The organism is Sphingopyxis panaciterrulae, from assembly GCF_014199295.1.
GTDB classification, from domain to species: domain Bacteria; phylum Pseudomonadota; class Alphaproteobacteria; order Sphingomonadales; family Sphingomonadaceae; genus Sphingopyxis; species Sphingopyxis panaciterrulae.
This window is the reverse complement of record NZ_JACIJH010000010.1, coordinates 34,403-51,576: the sequence shown is the minus strand read 5'-3', so window position 1 is coordinate 51,576 and position 17,174 is coordinate 34,403. Positions and strand designations below refer to the sequence as shown.

17 protein-coding genes are annotated in these 17,174 nt (G+C 65.8%); 4 read left to right on the top strand and 13 right to left on the bottom strand.

Translation table 11 applies throughout. The features are described from left to right. Nucleotides 1-56: 56 nt before the first annotated feature. The 5 genes from sufC to FHR21_RS14315 all read right to left on the bottom strand — a co-directional run bounded on the left by sufC (nucleotide 57) and on the right by FHR21_RS14315 (nucleotide 4,392). Nucleotides 57-893 (bottom strand): Fe-S cluster assembly ATPase SufC, encoded by an 837-nt coding sequence (gene sufC, locus FHR21_RS14335; protein ID WP_184099522.1) that lies wholly within the window; start codon nucleotides 891-893, stop codon nucleotides 57-59. After that, complete coding sequence (locus FHR21_RS14330) at nucleotides 893-1,108, bottom strand: hypothetical protein (protein ID WP_184099520.1); 216 nt, start codon at nucleotides 1,106-1,108, stop codon at nucleotides 893-895. Before FHR21_RS14330 ends, sufC begins: the two co-directional genes overlap by 1 nt. Further along, entirely contained in the window at nucleotides 1,105-2,592 is a 1,488-nt protein-coding gene (sufB, locus tag FHR21_RS14325; RefSeq protein ID WP_184099518.1) for a Fe-S cluster assembly protein SufB, read from the bottom strand. Before sufB ends, FHR21_RS14330 begins: the two co-directional genes overlap by 4 nt. Continuing rightward, the gene (locus FHR21_RS14320; RefSeq protein WP_184099515.1) at nucleotides 2,589-3,098 is read right to left on the bottom strand and encodes an RrF2 family transcriptional regulator; all 510 of its coding nucleotides are present in this window, start codon (nucleotides 3,096-3,098) and stop codon (nucleotides 2,589-2,591) included. Before FHR21_RS14320 ends, sufB begins: the two co-directional genes overlap by 4 nt. A 403-nt stretch (nucleotides 3,099-3,501) precedes the next feature. Next, a complete protein-coding gene (locus FHR21_RS14315; protein ID WP_184099513.1) occupies nucleotides 3,502-4,392 on the bottom strand; it encodes a helix-turn-helix domain-containing protein in 891 nt (296 codons plus the stop codon). Nucleotides 4,393-4,572: 180 nt separating this feature from the next. Between FHR21_RS14315 and FHR21_RS14310 the strand changes: the two genes are divergently transcribed. From FHR21_RS14310 to FHR21_RS14300, 3 genes are all read left to right on the top strand, one after another. Next, nucleotides 4,573-5,640, top strand: coding sequence for a quinone-dependent dihydroorotate dehydrogenase (locus FHR21_RS14310; RefSeq protein WP_184099511.1), 1,068 nt, complete (start codon nucleotides 4,573-4,575; stop codon nucleotides 5,638-5,640). Between the two features lie 61 nt (nucleotides 5,641-5,701). Next, nucleotides 5,702-7,399 (top strand): gamma-glutamyltransferase, encoded by a 1,698-nt coding sequence (gene ggt, locus FHR21_RS14305; protein WP_184099509.1) that lies wholly within the window; start codon nucleotides 5,702-5,704, stop codon nucleotides 7,397-7,399. A 37-nt stretch (nucleotides 7,400-7,436) separates the two neighbouring features. Further along, nucleotides 7,437-9,269: an AMP-dependent synthetase/ligase gene (locus FHR21_RS14300; protein WP_184099507.1), complete on the top strand. Its 1,833-nt coding sequence runs from the start codon at nucleotides 7,437-7,439 to the stop codon at nucleotides 9,267-9,269. A 209-nt stretch (nucleotides 9,270-9,478) separates the two neighbouring features. Here FHR21_RS14300 and FHR21_RS14295 read toward each other — a convergent pair whose 3' ends face one another. From FHR21_RS14295 to FHR21_RS14260, 8 genes are all read right to left on the bottom strand, one after another. Then, a complete protein-coding gene (locus FHR21_RS14295) occupies nucleotides 9,479-9,928 on the bottom strand; it encodes a hypothetical protein (protein ID WP_184099505.1) in 450 nt (149 codons plus the stop codon). A 25-nt stretch (nucleotides 9,929-9,953) separates the two neighbouring features. Beyond that, complete coding sequence (gene gloB / locus FHR21_RS14290; protein WP_184099722.1) at nucleotides 9,954-10,676, bottom strand: hydroxyacylglutathione hydrolase; 723 nt, start codon at nucleotides 10,674-10,676, stop codon at nucleotides 9,954-9,956. A gap of 70 nt (nucleotides 10,677-10,746) precedes the next feature. Continuing rightward, nucleotides 10,747-11,184, bottom strand: coding sequence for a VOC family protein (locus tag FHR21_RS14285; protein WP_184099503.1), 438 nt, complete (start codon nucleotides 11,182-11,184; stop codon nucleotides 10,747-10,749). Between the two features lie 234 nt (nucleotides 11,185-11,418). After that, complete coding sequence (locus tag FHR21_RS14280; protein WP_184099501.1) at nucleotides 11,419-11,856, bottom strand: acyl-CoA thioesterase; 438 nt, start codon at nucleotides 11,854-11,856, stop codon at nucleotides 11,419-11,421. 13 nt (nucleotides 11,857-11,869) lie between these two features. Further along, nucleotides 11,870-12,637, bottom strand: a complete 768-nt coding sequence (locus FHR21_RS14275; RefSeq protein ID WP_184099499.1) for an alpha/beta fold hydrolase — start codon at nucleotides 12,635-12,637, stop codon at nucleotides 11,870-11,872. An 8-nt stretch (nucleotides 12,638-12,645) separates the two neighbouring features. Continuing rightward, nucleotides 12,646-12,900: a DUF6356 family protein gene (locus FHR21_RS14270; protein ID WP_184099497.1), complete on the bottom strand. Its 255-nt coding sequence runs from the start codon at nucleotides 12,898-12,900 to the stop codon at nucleotides 12,646-12,648. Between the two features lie 259 nt (nucleotides 12,901-13,159). After that, nucleotides 13,160-13,900: a phasin family protein gene (locus FHR21_RS14265; RefSeq protein ID WP_184099495.1), complete on the bottom strand. Its 741-nt coding sequence runs from the start codon at nucleotides 13,898-13,900 to the stop codon at nucleotides 13,160-13,162. Nucleotides 13,901-14,022: 122 nt separating this feature from the next. After that, complete coding sequence (locus tag FHR21_RS14260; RefSeq protein ID WP_184099493.1) at nucleotides 14,023-15,810, bottom strand: PHA/PHB synthase family protein; 1,788 nt, start codon at nucleotides 15,808-15,810, stop codon at nucleotides 14,023-14,025. A gap of 115 nt (nucleotides 15,811-15,925) precedes the next feature. Here FHR21_RS14260 and FHR21_RS14255 point away from each other — a divergent pair, with 115 nt between their 5' ends. After that, the gene (locus tag FHR21_RS14255; protein ID WP_184099491.1) at nucleotides 15,926-17,143 is read left to right on the top strand and encodes an LL-diaminopimelate aminotransferase; all 1,218 of its coding nucleotides are present in this window, start codon (nucleotides 15,926-15,928) and stop codon (nucleotides 17,141-17,143) included. The last annotated feature ends 31 nt before the right edge of the window (nucleotides 17,144-17,174 follow it).

Genomic DNA, 17,174 nt, shown 5'->3' with positions numbered 1-17,174 from the left:
GCGGGATGCCGGATCAGGTTCGGCATGACGATGGAAGCAAGGGTGCGCGTATATGGTCACGCCGCCACCTCCGCATAGCCATGCGCTTCCAGCTCGCGCGCCAGCTCGGGCCCGCCCGACTTGACGATGCGCCCGGCGGCGAGGACATGGACGAAATCGGGCTGCACATAGTCGAGCAACCGCTGATAATGGGTGATCAGCAGCACCGCCTTGTCGGGCCGCCGCATGATCGCGTTGATCCCGTCGCCGACGATGCGCAGCGCGTCGATGTCGAGGCCTGAGTCCGTCTCGTCGAGGATCGCGAGCGTCGGGTCGAGGATGCCCATCTGCACCATCTCGTTGCGCTTCTTCTCGCCGCCCGAAAAGCCGACGTTCACCGGCCGTTTGAGCATGTCCATGTCGAGCTTGAGCAGCCCCGCCTTTTCGCGCGCCAGCTTCAGGAAATCGCCGCCCGAAAGCGGTTCCTGCCCCCGCGCCTTGCGCTGGGCGTTCAGGCTCTCGCGCAGGAACTGGACGTTCGACACGCCCGGGATTTCGACCGGATATTGGAAGCCGAGGAACAACCCCGCCGCGGCGCGCTCGTGCGGTTCGAGGGCGAGGAGGTCCAATTCACCTTTGTCATCCCCGCGAAAGCGGGGACCCAGAGTGGCGTCAGCTAAGGTCGCCCCTGGGTCCCCGCTTTCGCGGGGATGACAAGGGGAGGGGGTGAAGCTCACCGATCCCTCGGTCACCTCATACCCCGGCCGCCCGCCGAGCACATAGGCCAGCGTCGACTTGCCCGCGCCGTTCGGCCCCATGATCGCGTGAATTTCGCCCGCATTGATGGTGAGCGATAGCCCCTTCAGGATCGGCTTGTCGGCGACGGTGGCGTGGAGGTTTTCAATTTTAAGCATTAATATTCAACTCGTTCACATTGCAACGTTATCGGGGAAACCGGGTGCATCGCGTCGCCCTTTCCGACTACGTAGTGCTCGACCAATTTCACTCGAAGCTTGATCTCGCCATCTTCTGTCTGAATGAAAACTACGTCTCCGGTGCGAGGGATCGACGCAAAATCGTAATGCCCTGAAGCCGTGCCATCTTCCGTATCGATGAATATCTTGCTCACCCCACGCTCCCCTCAAGGCTGATCCCCAGCAATTTCTGCGCCTCAACCGCGAACTCCATCGGCAGTTGCTGCAGCACGTCCTTCGCGAAGCCGTTGACGATCAGCGCCACCGCCTCTTCCTGCCCCAGCCCGCGCTGCATCGCGTAGAAGAGCTGGTCGTCGCTGATCTTGCTGGTCGTCGCTTCATGCTCGACCTGCGCCGAGGGATTGCGGACCTCGATGTACGGCACCGTATGCGCGCCGCAGCGGTCGCCCAGCAGCAGGCTGTCGCATTGCGTGAAATTCCGCACGCCCTCCGCGTTCGGCGCAACGCGCACCAGCCCGCGGTAGGTGCCGTTCGACTGGCCCGCGCTGATGCCCTTGCTGACGATGGTCGAGCGCGTGCGCTTGCCGTTGTGGATCATCTTGGTGCCGGTGTCGGCCTGCTGATGATTGTTCGTCACCGCCACCGAATAGAATTCACCGACGCTGTCGTCGCCGTTGAGCACGCAGCTCGGATATTTCCAGGTGATCGCGCTGCCCGTTTCGACCTGCGTCCACGACACTTTCGAGCGCTTGCCTTGGCAGAGCGCGCGCTTGGTCACGAAATTATAGATGCCGCCCTTGCCCTCGGCGTCGCCGGGGTACCAGTTCTGGACGGTCGAATATTTGATCTCGGCGTCGTCGAGCGCGACCAGCTCGACCACCGCGGCGTGGAGCTGGTTCTCGTCGCGCATCGGCGCGGTGCAGCCTTCGAGATAGGAGACGTAAGCGCCCTTGTCGGCGACGATCAGCGTCCGTTCGAACTGCCCCGTATTCTCGGCATTGATGCGGAAATAGGTGCTGAGTTCCATCGGGCAGCGCACGCCCTCGGGCACGTAAACGAACGTTCCGTCCGAAAAGACCGCGCAGTTGAGCGCCGCGAAATAATTGTCGTGCTGCGGCACCACCTTGCCGAGCCATTTCTTCACCAGATCGGGATGCTCGCGGATCGCCTCGCTGATCGACAGGAAGATGACGCCCGCCTTCTTAAGCTCCTCGCGGAAGGTCGTCGCGACGCTGACGCTGTCGAACACCGCGTCGACCGCGACCTTGCGCGCGCCCTCGACCCCGGCGAGCACCTTCTGCTCCTCGATCGGGATGCCGAGCTTCTTGTAGACTTCCAGGATTTCGGGGTCGACCTCGTCGAGGCTGTTCAGCTTCGGCTTCGCCTTGGGGGCGGCGTAATAATAGGCGTCCTGATAGTCGATCGGCGGCACGTTGAGCTTCGCCCAGTCGGGCGGCGTCATCGTCAGCCAGTGGCGATAGGCCTTCAGCCGCCAGTCGAGCATCCATTCGGGCTCGTTCTTCTTGGCGCTGATGAAGCGGACCGTGTCTTCGGACAGGCCCTTGGGCGCGAAGTCGGTCTCGATCGCCGAGGACCAGCCATGTTCGTAGTCGGCGACCTTGGCTGCGGCCTCGTGTGCGGCCTGGTCCTTGACGGGGAGTTCGGTGTTGTCGGTCATGCTTCTATCCTCCCCTCCCGCTTGCGGGAGGGGTTGGGGGAGGGAATGTTCGTTGGGTTGGTGGCCGCTACAGGCCCTCCCCAAACCCCTCCCGCAAGCGGGAGGGGCTTAACGAGGCTCGCCAGGCTGATTCCCGCCAGCGCCGCGCGCACCGCGCCGTTGACAACGCCCAGATGCGGCTGGATCTGGCAGCTTCCCTCGAAGCCGCAATCGTGGCGTCCCTCGTCGCAGCAGGCGGTCAGCGCGATCGGGCCTTCGACCGCCTCGATGATCTCGGCGACGTTGATCGCCGCCGCGGGCCGTGCGAGCCGCACCCCGCCGCCGCTGCCGCGCGACGACACGAGCAGCCCGGCGCGTGCGAGCAGGCTGACCAGCTTTTGCGCGGTCGGCGCCGGAATCCCCGTCTGTTCGGCCAGCAGCGCGGCGTGCAGCGGCACCGACCCGCACTGGCGCGCGGCGGCGCTCATCAGCACCACGGCATAGTCGGCAAGGTTGGACAGGCGCATGCGTCTTTCCCGCGAAATCGCGAACGATTCTTAATTGGAGTAAATTCTTCCGATTATGTAGGGGAAAGCCCGCGTCGGTTCAAGCGGTGCTGCGGTCGGCGCAAAAAAAGACACCCATCCGGCCTGAGCCGAACGGGTGCCGAGATGAAGATCTCGGTCCTCGAGAGAGGAAAGAGCTCTTCTGGGTCGCGGGACATCCGATAGGCGTACGCCGCGAGTCGCGATTGGACGAAAACGCCAAATCGACCCGCGGCGCAATTTTTCATGGTTAACGCTATCACCTTGCGACAGAAAGCAATTCGGGTGATTTCGCTGGCGCATCGCACATCCGGGAATCCATCCCTTCTTCGTCATTCCCGCTTTCACGGGAATGGCGAAGGGAGGGGCGTGTGCGGCCCTCCCCTCAGGTCTCCGAAACCAGCGGGCTGACCTTGCCGGCGAGTTGCTTGCGGCCCTGCGTCGTCGCAGCGGTGTAGGGCGAGGGCGTGCGCAATTGGCCCGGCGTCGCGCCGGCGAAGCGCTTGATCTCGCGAATCAGATGCGACTGGTCGTAGAAGGCGTCGCCGAGCGCGTCGGTGTCGATCGTCTCGCCGCGCGCGATCGCGGCGGCGGCCCGCACCGCGCGATATTTGCGCGCCAGCATGCGCGGCGACAGGCCGTAATAATGCTTGGTCATCCGCTCGACCGAGCGGATCGACATGCCCGTCGCCGCGACCAGGTCGGCGACCTGCGGCGAGGGGGATTCGGTCAGCCAGCGGTCGGCGATGCGGATGAACCACAGCGGTGCCGGCTCGTTGCGCTTCATGATCTCGCGCACGAAATTATTGGCGGCGACCAGCCGCTCGGCATCGTCGGCGGCCCCCTCCAGCGTCGCGACCACCTCGTCCATCCAGCTTCCGAACAATTGCACCGCGTCGAGCGCCCGGTCGGTCAGCTTGTCGGCGTCCTCGCCCATCAGCGTCGCCCAGCCCGCAGGCAACATCCCGAAGCCGAAGACGCGCGTCGCTCCGCGGCAGATTGCGCGCACGCTGCCGCTGGTCGGGCCGACGATCGTTGCGCGGGTTGCGGCGAAGCGATGGCCGTCGGGAAAGACATATTCGCCGTTCGGGTGGGTCATCAGTCGGAATTGCGGCCGGTCGGCGCGCTCATATTCGTCGAACGGCGGCCGGTCGATACGCACGAAGTAAAAGGTGGAGACAAGGTCGGCGAGGTCCGCTTCGGGCGGAAAATATTGCAGCGCGAACGGTGTGTCGCCCTCGGCGCCCCCCTCGCGCGGTGGTGATGGATTCGACATGATGCGACGCAACCCCCGGCAGCTTTGTTGCCGCCTGTTGGAACCTCTTATAATTTTGGTTTGTGACGGCGCCAAGCGGCAATCGGCCGTCCGGCGCTCACCCAAGGAATTTCGGGTTGCCATCGCGCGCCGGGGGCAATCCGCTTGTCATCGGGCGCATTGCATCGCAAGGGATCGGCCATGTCGCTCCTCGCCTCCGCCGCCGACGCTGCCTATGCGCTCGTCCGCCCGCTCGTCCACGCCAGCGATGGCGAGGCAGCGCACGACCTGACCCTCGCCGCGCTCCAGCCGCTGCCGCGTGCGCGCCGCGCCCTGACCAGCCCGGCGCTGGCGACCGGGCTGGCGGGCCTCGCCTTTCCCAACCCGGTGGGCCTCGCGCCCGGTTTCGACAAGGACGCGCGTGTCGCGCATGCGATGCCGCATTTCGGCTTCGGTTTCGTCGAGGTCGGCACGCTGACCCCGCTGCCGCAGGCCGGCAATCCGCGCCCGCGCCTGTTCCGGCTGGTCGAGGACCGCGCGGTCGTCAACCGCATGGGCTTCAACAACGGCGGGCAGGCGGCGGCGGCCGGGCGCATCGCCTGCCTGCGCCGCCATGGCCTGCCGGTGCCGCTCGGCATCAACATCGGCGCGAACAAGGACAGCGCCGACCGCATCGCAGACTATGCGAAGGGTGCCGCGACGATGGCGCCGCTCGCGGATTATCTGACCGTCAACATCAGTTCGCCCAACACGCCCGGGTTGCGCGCGCTACAGGACAAGGGCGCGCTCGAGGCGCTGCTCGACGGCGTCGCGGCGGAGCAGGGGACGGCGGCGAAGCCGGTGTTCCTGAAGGTCGCGCCCGATCTCGAGTCCGCCGACATCGACGACATCGTGGCCGTGGCGGTGGACAGGGGACTCGCGGCGATCATCGTGTCGAACACCACGATCGAGCGCCCCGCGCTGTCCTCGCGCCACGCGAGCGAAGCGGGCGGCCTTTCGGGCGCGCCGCTCGCCGCCTTGGCGCTGCAACGGCTTCGGGATTTCCGCGCCGCGAGCGGCGGGCAGGTGCCGCTGATCGGGGTCGGCGGCATCGCGACCCCCGAACAGGCCTGGGACCGCATCCGCGCCGGCGCCAGCCTCGTGCAGATCTATTCGGCGATGGTCTACGAAGGCCCCGGCCTCGCCGCCCGCATCGCCCGCGGTCTCGAACGCCTCGCCGCCCGCGACGGTTTCGCGAAAGTATCGGACGCGGTGGGGACGGCCGGCTAGGGGAGAGGGATTATCCCGGCCGGGCTTGCGCAGCCCGGTCCCTCGCGCCAATGTCGCGCGCATGATCAAACGACTCTTTGCTGTCTTCAGCCTGCTCGTCATCGCCCTCCCGTCGCTCGCCGCGGCGCAGGGCGTCACCTCTTCCGCCGATCCGCGCGCAACCGAGGCCGGGCGCGAGATATTGATGAAGGGCGGCTCGGCGGCCGATGCCGAAATGGCGATGATGCTGGCTCTGACGCTGGTCGAGCCGCAGTCGAGCGGCGTCGGGGGCGGTGGCTTCTTCGTCTATCACGACGCGAAGACCGGCAAGATCTCGACGATCGACGGCCGCGAAACAGCGCCCGCCGCGGCGACGCCCGACCGCTTCCTCGACGCGAACGGCCAGCCGCGCGGTTTCATGGACGTCGTCCCGGGCGGCCTGTCGGTCGGCGTTCCCGGCAATATCCGCCTGATGGAGGCCGTCCACGAGCGCTGGGGCAAGCTGCCCTGGGCCGATATCTTCCAGCCCGCGATCGACCTGGCCGAAAAAGGGTATGAGGCGACCCCGGCGCTGGTCAATTTCATGACCGCCTATGCCGACGTCTGGAAGGATTTCCCGGAAATCCGCGCCATCTACTATGTCGATGGCAAGCCCGCGCCGGTCGGGACGATCATCAGGAACCCCGCCTATGCGAAGCTGCTGCGCGACCTCGCGGCGCGCGGGGCCGACGCTTTCTACACCGGCGCCAACGCGCAGGCGATCGTCAAGGCGGTGACGCAGGCGCCGCGCAACCGATCGAAAATGACGCTCGCCGACCTTGCGGCCTATCAGGCGAAGGAGCGGCCGGCGGTCTGCACGACCTACCGCGTCTACAAGGTCTGCGGCATGGCGCCGCCCTCGTCAGGCGCGACGACCGTGTTCGGCATCCTCGGCATGCTCGAAGCCTATGACATGAAGGCGATGGGCAAGGACAATGTGATGGGCTGGCACTTGCTGGCCGAGGCGATGCAACTCGCTTATGCGGACCGCGCCCAATATCTCGGCGACAGCGATTTCGTCGACGTGCCGGTGAAGGGCCTGCTCGACAAGCAATATCTGGCAAGCCGGCGGATGCTGATCTCGCCCTTCACCGTGCGCAGCGATTATCCCGCGGGCTCGCCCCCGGGCGCCGAACCGCGCACCGCCTCGGGGCCGGTCGCCGAACATGGCACGACCCATTTCGTCGCGGTCGACCGCGACGGCAATGTCGCGTCGATGACCTCGACCGTCGAATCGATCTTCGGCAGCCAGCTCGTCGCCAACGGCTATGTCCTCAACAACGAGCTGACCGATTTCACCTTCGTTCCCGAGCGGGACGGCAAGCCCGTCGCCAACCGGGTCGAGGCGAACAAGCGTCCACTGTCCTCGATGTCGCCGACGATCGTCTATGGCCCCGACGGCAAGGTGATCCTCGCGCTCGGCTCGGCGGGCGGCAAGCGCATCATCATGCACGTCGCGAAGACGCTGGTCGGCGTGCTCGACTGGGGGCTGTCGGCGAAGGAGGCGATCGCGCTTCCCAATCTCTTCTTCGACGATGCCGGCGCGATCATCGAGAATGACGCGATGGGCCGGAAGCTGGCGCAGGAATCGGCGGTGTTCGGCAACCCCTTCCGGGCCGAGGATTTCGGGTCGAAGGTCAATGCGGTCGAGCGCATCGCGACCGGCTGGCGCGGCGCCGCCGATCCGCGCAGCCCCGGCACCTGGACGACCGATCAGCCCGCCGCTGCGGCCGCCGAATAACAAAACGGACGACGATCCTCCCCGGGAGAGAAGAGGCATGAAGCTCGAAAACCCGCATCTCGACCATTTTCCCAGCCTGGTCGCGATGTTCTTCGACCGCGCCGCGCGCGGCGGCGAAGACCCGTTCCTGTGGCGCAAGGCCGACCGCGCGTGGCAGCCGCTGAGCTGGCGGCAGGTCGCGAACCAGGTGTCGGCGCTCGCCCACAATCTGCGCGAACTGGGGCTGAGGGAAGGTGACCGGGTGGTGCTGGTCAGCGAGAACCGCCCCGAATTCTGCATCGCCGACCTGGGCATCATGGCCGCGGGCTGCGTCACCGTGCCGACCTACACCACCAATACCGAGCGCGATCATCAGCATATCCTCGACAATAGCGGCGCGCGCGCGGTGATCGTGTCGACCGCGAAGCTCGCACGCGCGCTGATGCCCGCGGTGATGCGCTCGAACGCCAGCCTCGTCATCAGCATGGAAAGTCTGCGCGTCGGGCAGCAGGGCGACGTCGCGGTCCACGACTGGGACGGCCTCGTCACCGGCGGTGAGGCGCATGTCGAGGAAGCGAAGGCGCGCGGCCTCGCGATGACGCGCGAGGACCTTGCCTGCCTGATCTACACCAGCGGTACCGGCGGGGCGCCGCGCGGGGTGATGCAGCATCATGGCGCGATCCTGCACAATGGTGCGGGCGCCGCCGAAATCCTGGTCAACGACTTCGGCATCGGCGAGAATGAGACCTTCCTCTCCTTCCTGCCGCTCAGCCACGCCTATGAGCATTCGGGCGGGCAGTTCCTGCCGATCATGGTCGGCGCGCAAATCTATTACAGCGAGGGGCTCGAAAAGCTCGTCTCGAACATCGAGGAGACCGGGCCGACGATCATGGTCGTCGTCCCGCGCCTGTTCGAGGTGATCCGTGCGCGGATGATCAAGTCGGTCGAAAAGCAGGGCAAGCTCGCGAACTGGATGCTGAACCAGGCGCTGCGCGTCGGCGAAAAGGATTATGAGCGGCGCATGGGCGTTTTCGATCGCCCGGTCGACCTGATCCTCAACAGGTTGTTCCGGCCGAAAATCCAGCAGCGTTTCGGCGGCCGGATGAAGGCGCTGGTGTCGGGCGGCGCGCCGCTCAACCCCGAAATCGGCGTCTTCTTCCATTCGATCGGCCTGACCCTGCTGCAAGGCTATGGCCAGACCGAGGCGGGGCCGGTCATAAGCTGCAACCGCCCCGCGGCAGGGCTCAAGATGGATACGGTCGGGCCGCCGTTGATGAACACCGAAGTGCGGATCGCCGACGACGGCGAAATCTGCGTGCGCGGTGAGCTCGTCATGCACGGCTATTGGCGCAACGAGGCCGAGACGCAGCGCGTCCTCGTCCCCGACCCGGCGGAGCCCGACAAGGGGCCGTGGCTCCATACCGGCGACATCGGCCATATCGACCCTCAAGGCCGCATCGTCATCACCGACCGCAAGAAGGACCTGATCGTTAACGACAAGGGCGACAATGTCTCGCCGCAGCGGGTCGAAGGGATGCTGACGCTCCAGCCCGAAATCCTTCAGGCGATGGTCTATGGCGACAAGCGCCCGCACCTTGTCGCCATCCTCGTCCCCGACCCCGAGTGGGCGGCCGAATGGGCCGAGGCGGAAGGACTGCCGAAGGAAATGGACCTGCTACGCGAGCACGAGACATTCCGCGCCGCGGTGCGCGCCGCGATCGATCGCGTCAACGATCAGCTCTCGGTGATCGAGAAGGTGCGTAAGTTCGATTTCGCCGACGAACCCTTCACGATCGAGAATGAACAGATGACCCCCTCGATGAAAATCCGCCGCCATGTGCTGAAGGACGTATACGCCGACAGGATCGCGGCGCTGTATCGGGGGTCATAAGCCCCTCCCCTTCAGGGGAGGGGTTGGGGTGGGGTCCATCGGCCTTGCGCAAGGCTGATGGACCCCACCCGCTGCGACTAACCAGCAAGCTGGCAAGTCTCGCTGCCCTCCCCTGAAGGGGAGGGCGTGGATAAGATGGATGACGGACGGGGATGCGACCCGAAGAGCTTCGGTGCAAACCGAAACCCGCCCGTCGCCGAGCCGGTGGCTCAGCCCTTGTCCCCCGCCGGTTTGCGATAGGGGACGAAGTCGCCGAAGACGCAGGTCGGGCCGCGGATGCCGCTCGACCGGTCGACGAGGTGGAAGAAATCGCCGCTGCACACCTGCGATCCGAATTGCTCGACGACCATGATGTCGCTGTCGCGCGCGAGGCCGGGGCACCCGCCCTTCAGGTCGTTGCGATAGACGAGGTTGCCGCCCGACCGGTAGAGCAGGATATTGTCGGATACGCGGATCGTGTCGGTGGTGCGATAGTTCGGCAGGCAATTCATCGGCTTGCCCGCGACCTTGCCGGCAAGTTGCTTGTCCAGCGTCTTCGCCTGCTTGGGGGTCAGCGCCGACGCGCCGGCCTCGGCGCTGCCGGCGGGCGCGCAGCCGGCGATCAGAGGCAGGGCGGCCGTCAGCAGGGCGGCGGCGCAAAGGGGAAACGTCTTGGCCATGGGTCTACTCCTTGCCTAAGTGTCGTCACGCGGCGTCCTTGAGCGCGCGAATCCGGCCGAGTTCGGCGGCGCTCGGCGCGCGCAGGAAGGGGTTGGTCGCGCGCTCGGCGCCAATCGTCGTCGGCACCGTCGCCTCGCCCGCCGCGCGCGCCGCCTCGACCTCGGCCAGCCGCGCGGTCAGCGCGGCGTTGTCGGGATCGACCGTCACCGCGAAGCGGGCGTTCGACAGCGTATATTCGTGCGCGCAATAGACGCGCGTCGCATCGCCCAGCGTGCCGAGCCGCTGCATGTTGGCGAACATCTGCTCCGCCGTCCCCTCGAACAGCCGGCCGCAGCCCATCGCGAACAGCGTGTCGCCGACGAAGATCGCGCTGTCGTCGGCGAAATGATAGGCGATATGGCCCGCGGTGTGCGCGGGCACGTCCCAGACGTCGGCGACATGCGCGCCCAGCCGCACCTGATCGCCGCCCGACACCAGCCGGTCGGCGGTCGGGATGCGCTCGCGCTCGGCGGCGGGGGCGATGATCTCGCAGCCGGTCTTTGCCTTGATGTCGGCATTGCCGCCGGTGTGATCGGGGTGCCAGTGGGTGTTCCAGATGGCGGTGATCGGCCAGCCGCGCGCGTCGGCCTCGGCCAGCACCGGATCGGCGACCGCGGGGTCGACCACCATCGTCTCGAAGCTTTCGGGGTCGTGGACCAGCCAGACATAATTGTCGCTGAGGACGGGGATGCGGACGATTTCGAGCACTGCCACGACGATCTCCTTTCGCTCCGGCCTCTGGCTCCTTGACGGAACGGGCCGGCGCCGGCCTTGGTTCCTACCAGATTCCCGTATTGGGCATCGACGCCCAGGGTTCGGCGGGTTCGAGGTGCCCGTCCTGCAGCAGTTCGATCGAAATGCCGTCGGGCGAGCGGACAAAGGCCATATGCCCGTCGCGCGGCGGGCGGTTGATGGTCACGCCGGCGTCCATCAGTCGCTGGCAGGTGGCGTAGATATCGTCGACGCGATAGGCGAGGTGGCCGAAATTGCGCCCGCCGGCATAGGTTTCGGGCGCGCTGCCGTCCTCGGGCGGCCAATTATAGGTCAGCTCGACCTCGGCGACCCCTTCCTGCCCCGGCGGCGCGAGGAAGATCAGCGTGAAGCGGCCCGCCTCATTGTCGAAGCGGCGAACCTCCTCGAGTCCGATCAGTTGGAAGAAACGGGTGGTGGCGTCGGGGTCGGTAACCCGGATCATGGTGTGAAGATATTTGGTCATGCGCCCAACATAGTGCCCCGACGACGGAATGGAACCGGCGCCCTTCCTCTTCAGAGGCGATTGTCGATTGCAAACAGCTTTGCATTCGGCGCGTCTCTCGTCACCCTGAACTTGTTTCAGGGTCCATGGCCTGACCTCGAATATAAGTGCAGCGGAGAAAGAGAGATCTGGCCATGGATGCTGAAACAAGTTCAGCATGACGAAGTGGGGGAGCAGCAAGGACTCAAGCCGCCATCACCCCCGCAAGGCCCGGCCCTCGAACGTCTCGAACATCGCCAGCAGCTCGTCGGGCACCGGCGCCGGCGCGCCCTGCGCCTCCGCGACATGGACGCTGACCTCGATCCCGGTGGCGCGCAGGTCGTCGCGGCTTTTGCCGTGGAGTTCGAACAGAAAGGTCATCGAGCTTCGGCCGACGCGCGAGCAGCGCACGCAGATGTCGATCTCTTCGTCGAGCAGGATCGGCACCTTGTAATCGACCTCGGCGCGGGCGACGTGGAACTCGGGGCTGCTGTGGTCGGGCCAGCGGTCGTATACGCCGACCGCGCGCCAATATTCGGTGATGCCGATATCGAAATATTCCAGATAGCGGCTGTTGAACACGACGCGCTGCGCGTCGATCTCCGCATAGCGGACGCGCTTGCTGACGTGGAAACGAAAGTCGCTGCGGGCCATGATTGTCCTTCGGTCAGATATGGGGCGTCGCGAGCCGCGCGACGGTATCGATCAGCAGCGCGATGTCGCCATCGCGCGACAGGCGGTGATCGCCGCCCTTGACCAGCGTCACCTGCACGTCCTCGCTCGTCAGTGCGGCGGCGAGGCGCAGGCTGACGTCGGGCGGCACGTCGCCATCCTCCTGCCCGTGCAGCAGCCGCACCGGGCAGGCGAGGGGGATGGCGGCGCCCAGCAGCCGATTCGCCTCGCCCGATTGCCAGAAGGCGCGGGTGGTAACATAGGGCTGGTCGCCATAGGGCGTGTCCTCGACCAGCGCGCCTTCGGCGAGGATGATCGCCTTTTCTTCCGGCGTGAAACCCCAGTCGGTGAAGTCGGGCGCGGCGGCGATGCCGACCAGCCCCGCGACGCGCCCCGGCCCGTCGCGGCGGACGAGCATCAGCGCCGCGAGCAGCATCAGCCAGCCGCCCATCGACGATCCGACGAGCAACGCCGGCCCGTCGACCTTCGCGTCGATCAGGTCGAGCACGTCGCCGCGCCAGTCGAGCAATGTCTGTTCGGAAAACAGTCCGTCCGACGACCCGCAACCGGCATAATCGAGCAGCAGGCAGGCGCGCCCCTCGGCAGCGGCCCAGGCGAACAGCGCGGTCGCCTTACCGCCCTCCATGTCGGACATATAGCCGGGAAGGAAGACGATCGTCGGTCCGGCGCCCGCGACATGACGATAGGCCAGCCGCGGCCGGCCGGCGCGGTCGAGATGCTGCGCGGGGGAAATATCGGCCACGGATGCGGTCAGATGACCCAGTCGACCGTCTGCATCTGCATCACCGCGCGGCCCTTGGCGCGGCGCTGCTCGACCATGATGCGGTTGAGCCGCTGGATCGTGTCGCTGCCGGTGGTGATGCACCAGCCGGGGACGAAGGCGTGGACCAGTGCGCAAAGTCCGCCCCGGATCATCGTCAGCCCAAAGCGCGAGGCAACCCCGAAATGCTCGATGTAATTTTCATCGACGCTCTTCGGATGATCGACGAACAGGCGCTTGAACATGCAGGGTTCCTTTCCGGCTGCCGCTTCCCCTAGCGAGGGTGCGCGATTCCGGCAAGGGAGGCCGCACATGGAGCCGGTGTCGCCGAATACGCCGCGCCGCGTTGCGCGGTTGGCCGATCGCCTGTGCCGAACGTCTCCCAGAAGGGGGAAGGAAAACAGGAACCGCCCGCATCCACGAGGGATACGAGCGGTCCTGGGGTCGTCGGCGCAGGCGGGGAGGAGGGGAGAGAGGCCCGCGCCAACGGGAAGAGGAAGGCCCTTAGGCTGCCTTCATCTTCGAGCTGATGACCGACACGCGGTTCGAGATCGGCGCGAAGCTGTCGTTCGCCATCTTGACGACCAGTTCGCTGGTCTTCGAGGTCTGCGCGACGGCGGCGTCGAACGCCTTCTTGCTGTTCTCGGCATAGAGCTTGAAGAACTCGGCCGGCGACTTGACGGCGGTGTAGCCCTTCAGCGCGGCCGACGTGTCCTCAAAGCTCTTGCGGGCGAAGGCGACGCCTTCCTGGCCCAGCGTCTCGAGGTTCTTGGCCGCGATCTTGCCGGCTTCGACCAGCGCTTCGACATTGGCCTTGTTGAACTCGACGGCTTCCTCGGCGAGCTTGCTCGACTTGGCGAGCGCTTCCTTCGAGCGTTCCTGGAAGTCGGCGGTCAGGGCCTCGGTGCGGGCCTTGGCGTCTTCGGCGAATTTCTTGACGGTGTCGTTCATGGTCTTGAATCCTTTGGTGGCGGCGGCGACCGGCTTCGGCGCGACCTTGATCTTGGGAGCAATCGTCTTCGCGGCCGCCTTCTTGGGAGCGGCCTTGGTGGCCGGCTTTGCGGCCTTCTTTTGGACCGGCTTGGCCTTGGCCTTCACGGTCTTGGTCTTGGGCGCCTCGACCTTCGCGGGGGTCGGGGCGGCGGCTTCGGCGACAGCCGGGGCCGCGGGAGTCGCCGGCTTGGCGGCGGGTTCCAGCGTCGCGGCTTCGAAAGCCTTTTCAGCACTGTCCATCTTGGTAGCCATCGGACAACTCCTTTATGTTGCACTGCACAATATAGGAGGTTCACGGCGATTTCAAGAGAATTTTTGTGCAGCGCACAAAAATATTCCGAGAACTGCCGCCACGGCTGAATAATCGCGGGATATTACCGCTGTTTGACGTAACGGCCGGGGGCGTCCTCGATCGCCTTCTTCTTGCCCTTGCCGGGAATGCGGGCGCCCTTGGCCGGGGTCTTCGCGCCGTCCTGCTGCGCGATCCAGCCGATCCAGTGCGGCCACCAGCTTCCCTTGGTCTCGGCGGCCGAGGCGGTAAAGTCGTCGAGGCTCGCGGCGGCGTTGTCGCCGGTCCAATATTGATATTTGCCCGCCGCGGGCGGGTTGACTACTCCGGCGATATGCCCCGATCCCGCGAGCACGAAGGTCTTGGAACCGGAAAGATGGTCCATCAGCCGCCACACGCTGGCGAGCGGGGCGATATGGTCCTCGCGCCCCGCCTGGATATAGGCGGGAGTTTCGATCTTCCTCAGGTCGATCGGGGTGCCGCACACCGACAGGCTGTTCGGGACGACCAGCCGATTGTCGCGATAGAGATCGACCAGATATTGCCGGTGCCATTTTGCGGGCAGGTTTGTGACGTCGCCGTTCCAGTAGAGCAGGTCGAAGGGCGGATAGTCGTTGCCGAGCAGATAATTGCTGACGACATAATTCCAGATCAGGTCGCGCCCGCGCAGCGCGTTGAAGGTCGCGGCCATGTAGCGGCCGTCGAGATAGCCCTGGGCCGAAAGCTGCTGGAGCAGCGTCAGATAGGATTCGTCGACGAACATCTTGAGGTCGCCCGCCAGTTCGAAATCGACCTGCGCGGTGAAGAAGGTCACCGACCTCACCTTGTCCGCCTCCCCCTTCGCCGCCAGCATCGCGAGGGTCGCGGCGAGGGTGGTGCCGGCGACGCAATAGCCGATCGCATGGACGTGCGGCACCGCCAGCAGGTCGCGAATCGTGTCGATCGCGTCGACCTGCGCCGCGACATAATCGTCCCAGACTACGTCCTTCATCGTCGCGTCGGCCGATTTCCACGACACCATGAACACCGACAATCCTTGTTCGACCGCCCATTTGACGAAGCTTTTCTGCGGGTTGAGGTCGAGGATGTAGAAACGGTTGATCCACGGCGGAAAGATGACGAGCGGGATGGTGAAGACGTCCTTCGTCGCCGGCGTATAATGGATGAGCTGGTAGAGCCCGGTCTCGTGGATCACCTTGCCCGGCGTCGTCGCGATATTGACGCCGATCTCGAAGGCGTCGGGGTCGACATGGCTGAGCTGCCCGCGCGACAGGTCGGCGAGCATGTGCCTGAGGCCCTTGAGCAGACTTTCGCCGCGCGTCTCGACCGCGCGCTTGATGACCTCGGGATTGGTGATCGCGAGGTTGGTCGGCGACAGCGCCTCGGTCATCGATTTCGCGGCGAACTCCATTCGCACGCGCGCCTCGGGGTCGAGGCCCGAAAGCTGACGCGTCGTTTCGAGGAGTTGATCGGACAGCAGGCCATAGGTCTGCCGGATCAGCGCGAAGGCCGGGTTCGCGGTCCAGTCGGGGTCGGCGAAGCGCCGGTCCTTAGGGGACTCGGCAGGGGTGGCCGGCGTGAATCCGGGGGTCAGCGTCGCGAGTTGGGTCCAGAAGGCAGCGCCCTGTTCCCACATCTTCGCACTCTGCTCGGCCCACATCTGCGCGCCGTCGCTGCCCAGCCATCTGGTCGGATCAAACAGCGGCGCGGCGGCCTTGCCTGCATCGGCCTGACCCAGTGCAAAGTCGAGCATCATCTGCTGCGCGCGCGCCATGACGCTGGTCCAATGCTGCAGATCCTCGGGCGAGGGCATGAAGGGGTTCAGCGTGTCGGTGATATCGTCCCCACCCTTGTCGGTGCCCGCATCGCTCATGTTCGTTCCCGCTGGTCAGTGCCGTCAATTTGCCTATAACAAGCCGCAGCGCGACTGGCGACTGCCCTTCGCGCGGCCTTCATCATTCAACGCAAAGGAGTTGTTCTAGTTTCCCATGTCCGAAGATGAATTCTATCGCATCAAGCGGCTGCCGCCCTACGTCATCGCCGAAGTGAATGCGATGCGAGCGGCAGCACGCGCGGCGGGCGAGGACATCATCGACCTGGGGATGGGCAACCCCGACCTGCCGCCGCCGCAGCATGTCATCGACAAGCTGTGCGAGGTCGCGCAGAAGCCGAACGCGCACGGCTATTCGCAGTCGAAGGGCATTCCGGGCCTCCGCCGCGCGCAGGCCAATTATTATGCGCGCCGTTTCAACGTCGAGCTCGACCCCGAAAGCGAGGTTGTCGTGACCATGGGGTCGAAGGAAGGGCTCGCGAGCCTCGCGACCGCGATCACCGGCCCCGGCGACGTCGTGCTTGCGCCGAACCCCAGCTATCCGATCCACACCTTCGGCTTCATTATCGCCGGGGCGACGATCCGCAGCGTGCCGACGACGCCCGACGAGAATTACTGGCGCGCGCTCGACCGCGCGATGGCCTTCACCGTGCCGCGCCCGTCGATCCTCGTCGTCAACTATCCGTCGAACCCCACCGCCGAGGCGGTCGACCTCGCCTTCTACGAGCGGCTCGTCGCCTGGGCGAAGGAGAACAAGGTCTGGGTCCTCAGCGACCTCGCCTATTCGGAACTCTATTACGACGGCAATCCGACCCCCTCGATCCTGCAGGTGCCCGGCGCCAAGGACGTCGCGGTCGAGTTCACCTCGATGTCGAAGACCTATTCGATGGCGGGGTGGCGCATGGGCTTCGCGGTCGGCAACAAGCGCCTGATCGCGGCGATGACGCGGGTCAAATCCTACCTCGACTACGGCGCCTTCACGCCCATCCAGGCCGCGGCCTGCGCCGCGCTCAACGGCCCGCAGGATATCGTCGCGCGGAACCGCGAGCTGTATCAGAAGCGCCGCGACGTGATGGTCGAAAGCTTCGGCCGCGCCGGTTGGGAGATCCCCAGCCCGCCCGCGTCGATGTTCGCCTGGGCGCCGTTGCCGCCCGCGCTCAGGGAGATGGGCAGCCTCGAATTCTCGAAGCAACTCCTCACCCATGCCAAGGTCGCGGTCGCGCCGGGGGTCGGCTATGGCGAGGATGGCGAGGGTTTCGTCCGCATTGCGATGGTCGAGAACGAGCAGCGCATCCGCCAGGCGGCGCGCAACATCCGCAAATTCCTGTCGATGCACGGCGTCAACACGCCGTCGGTCGCCGCAGGCGGGAACTGATGCCGTGCCGGGAGCGATAAATAGGGACAGT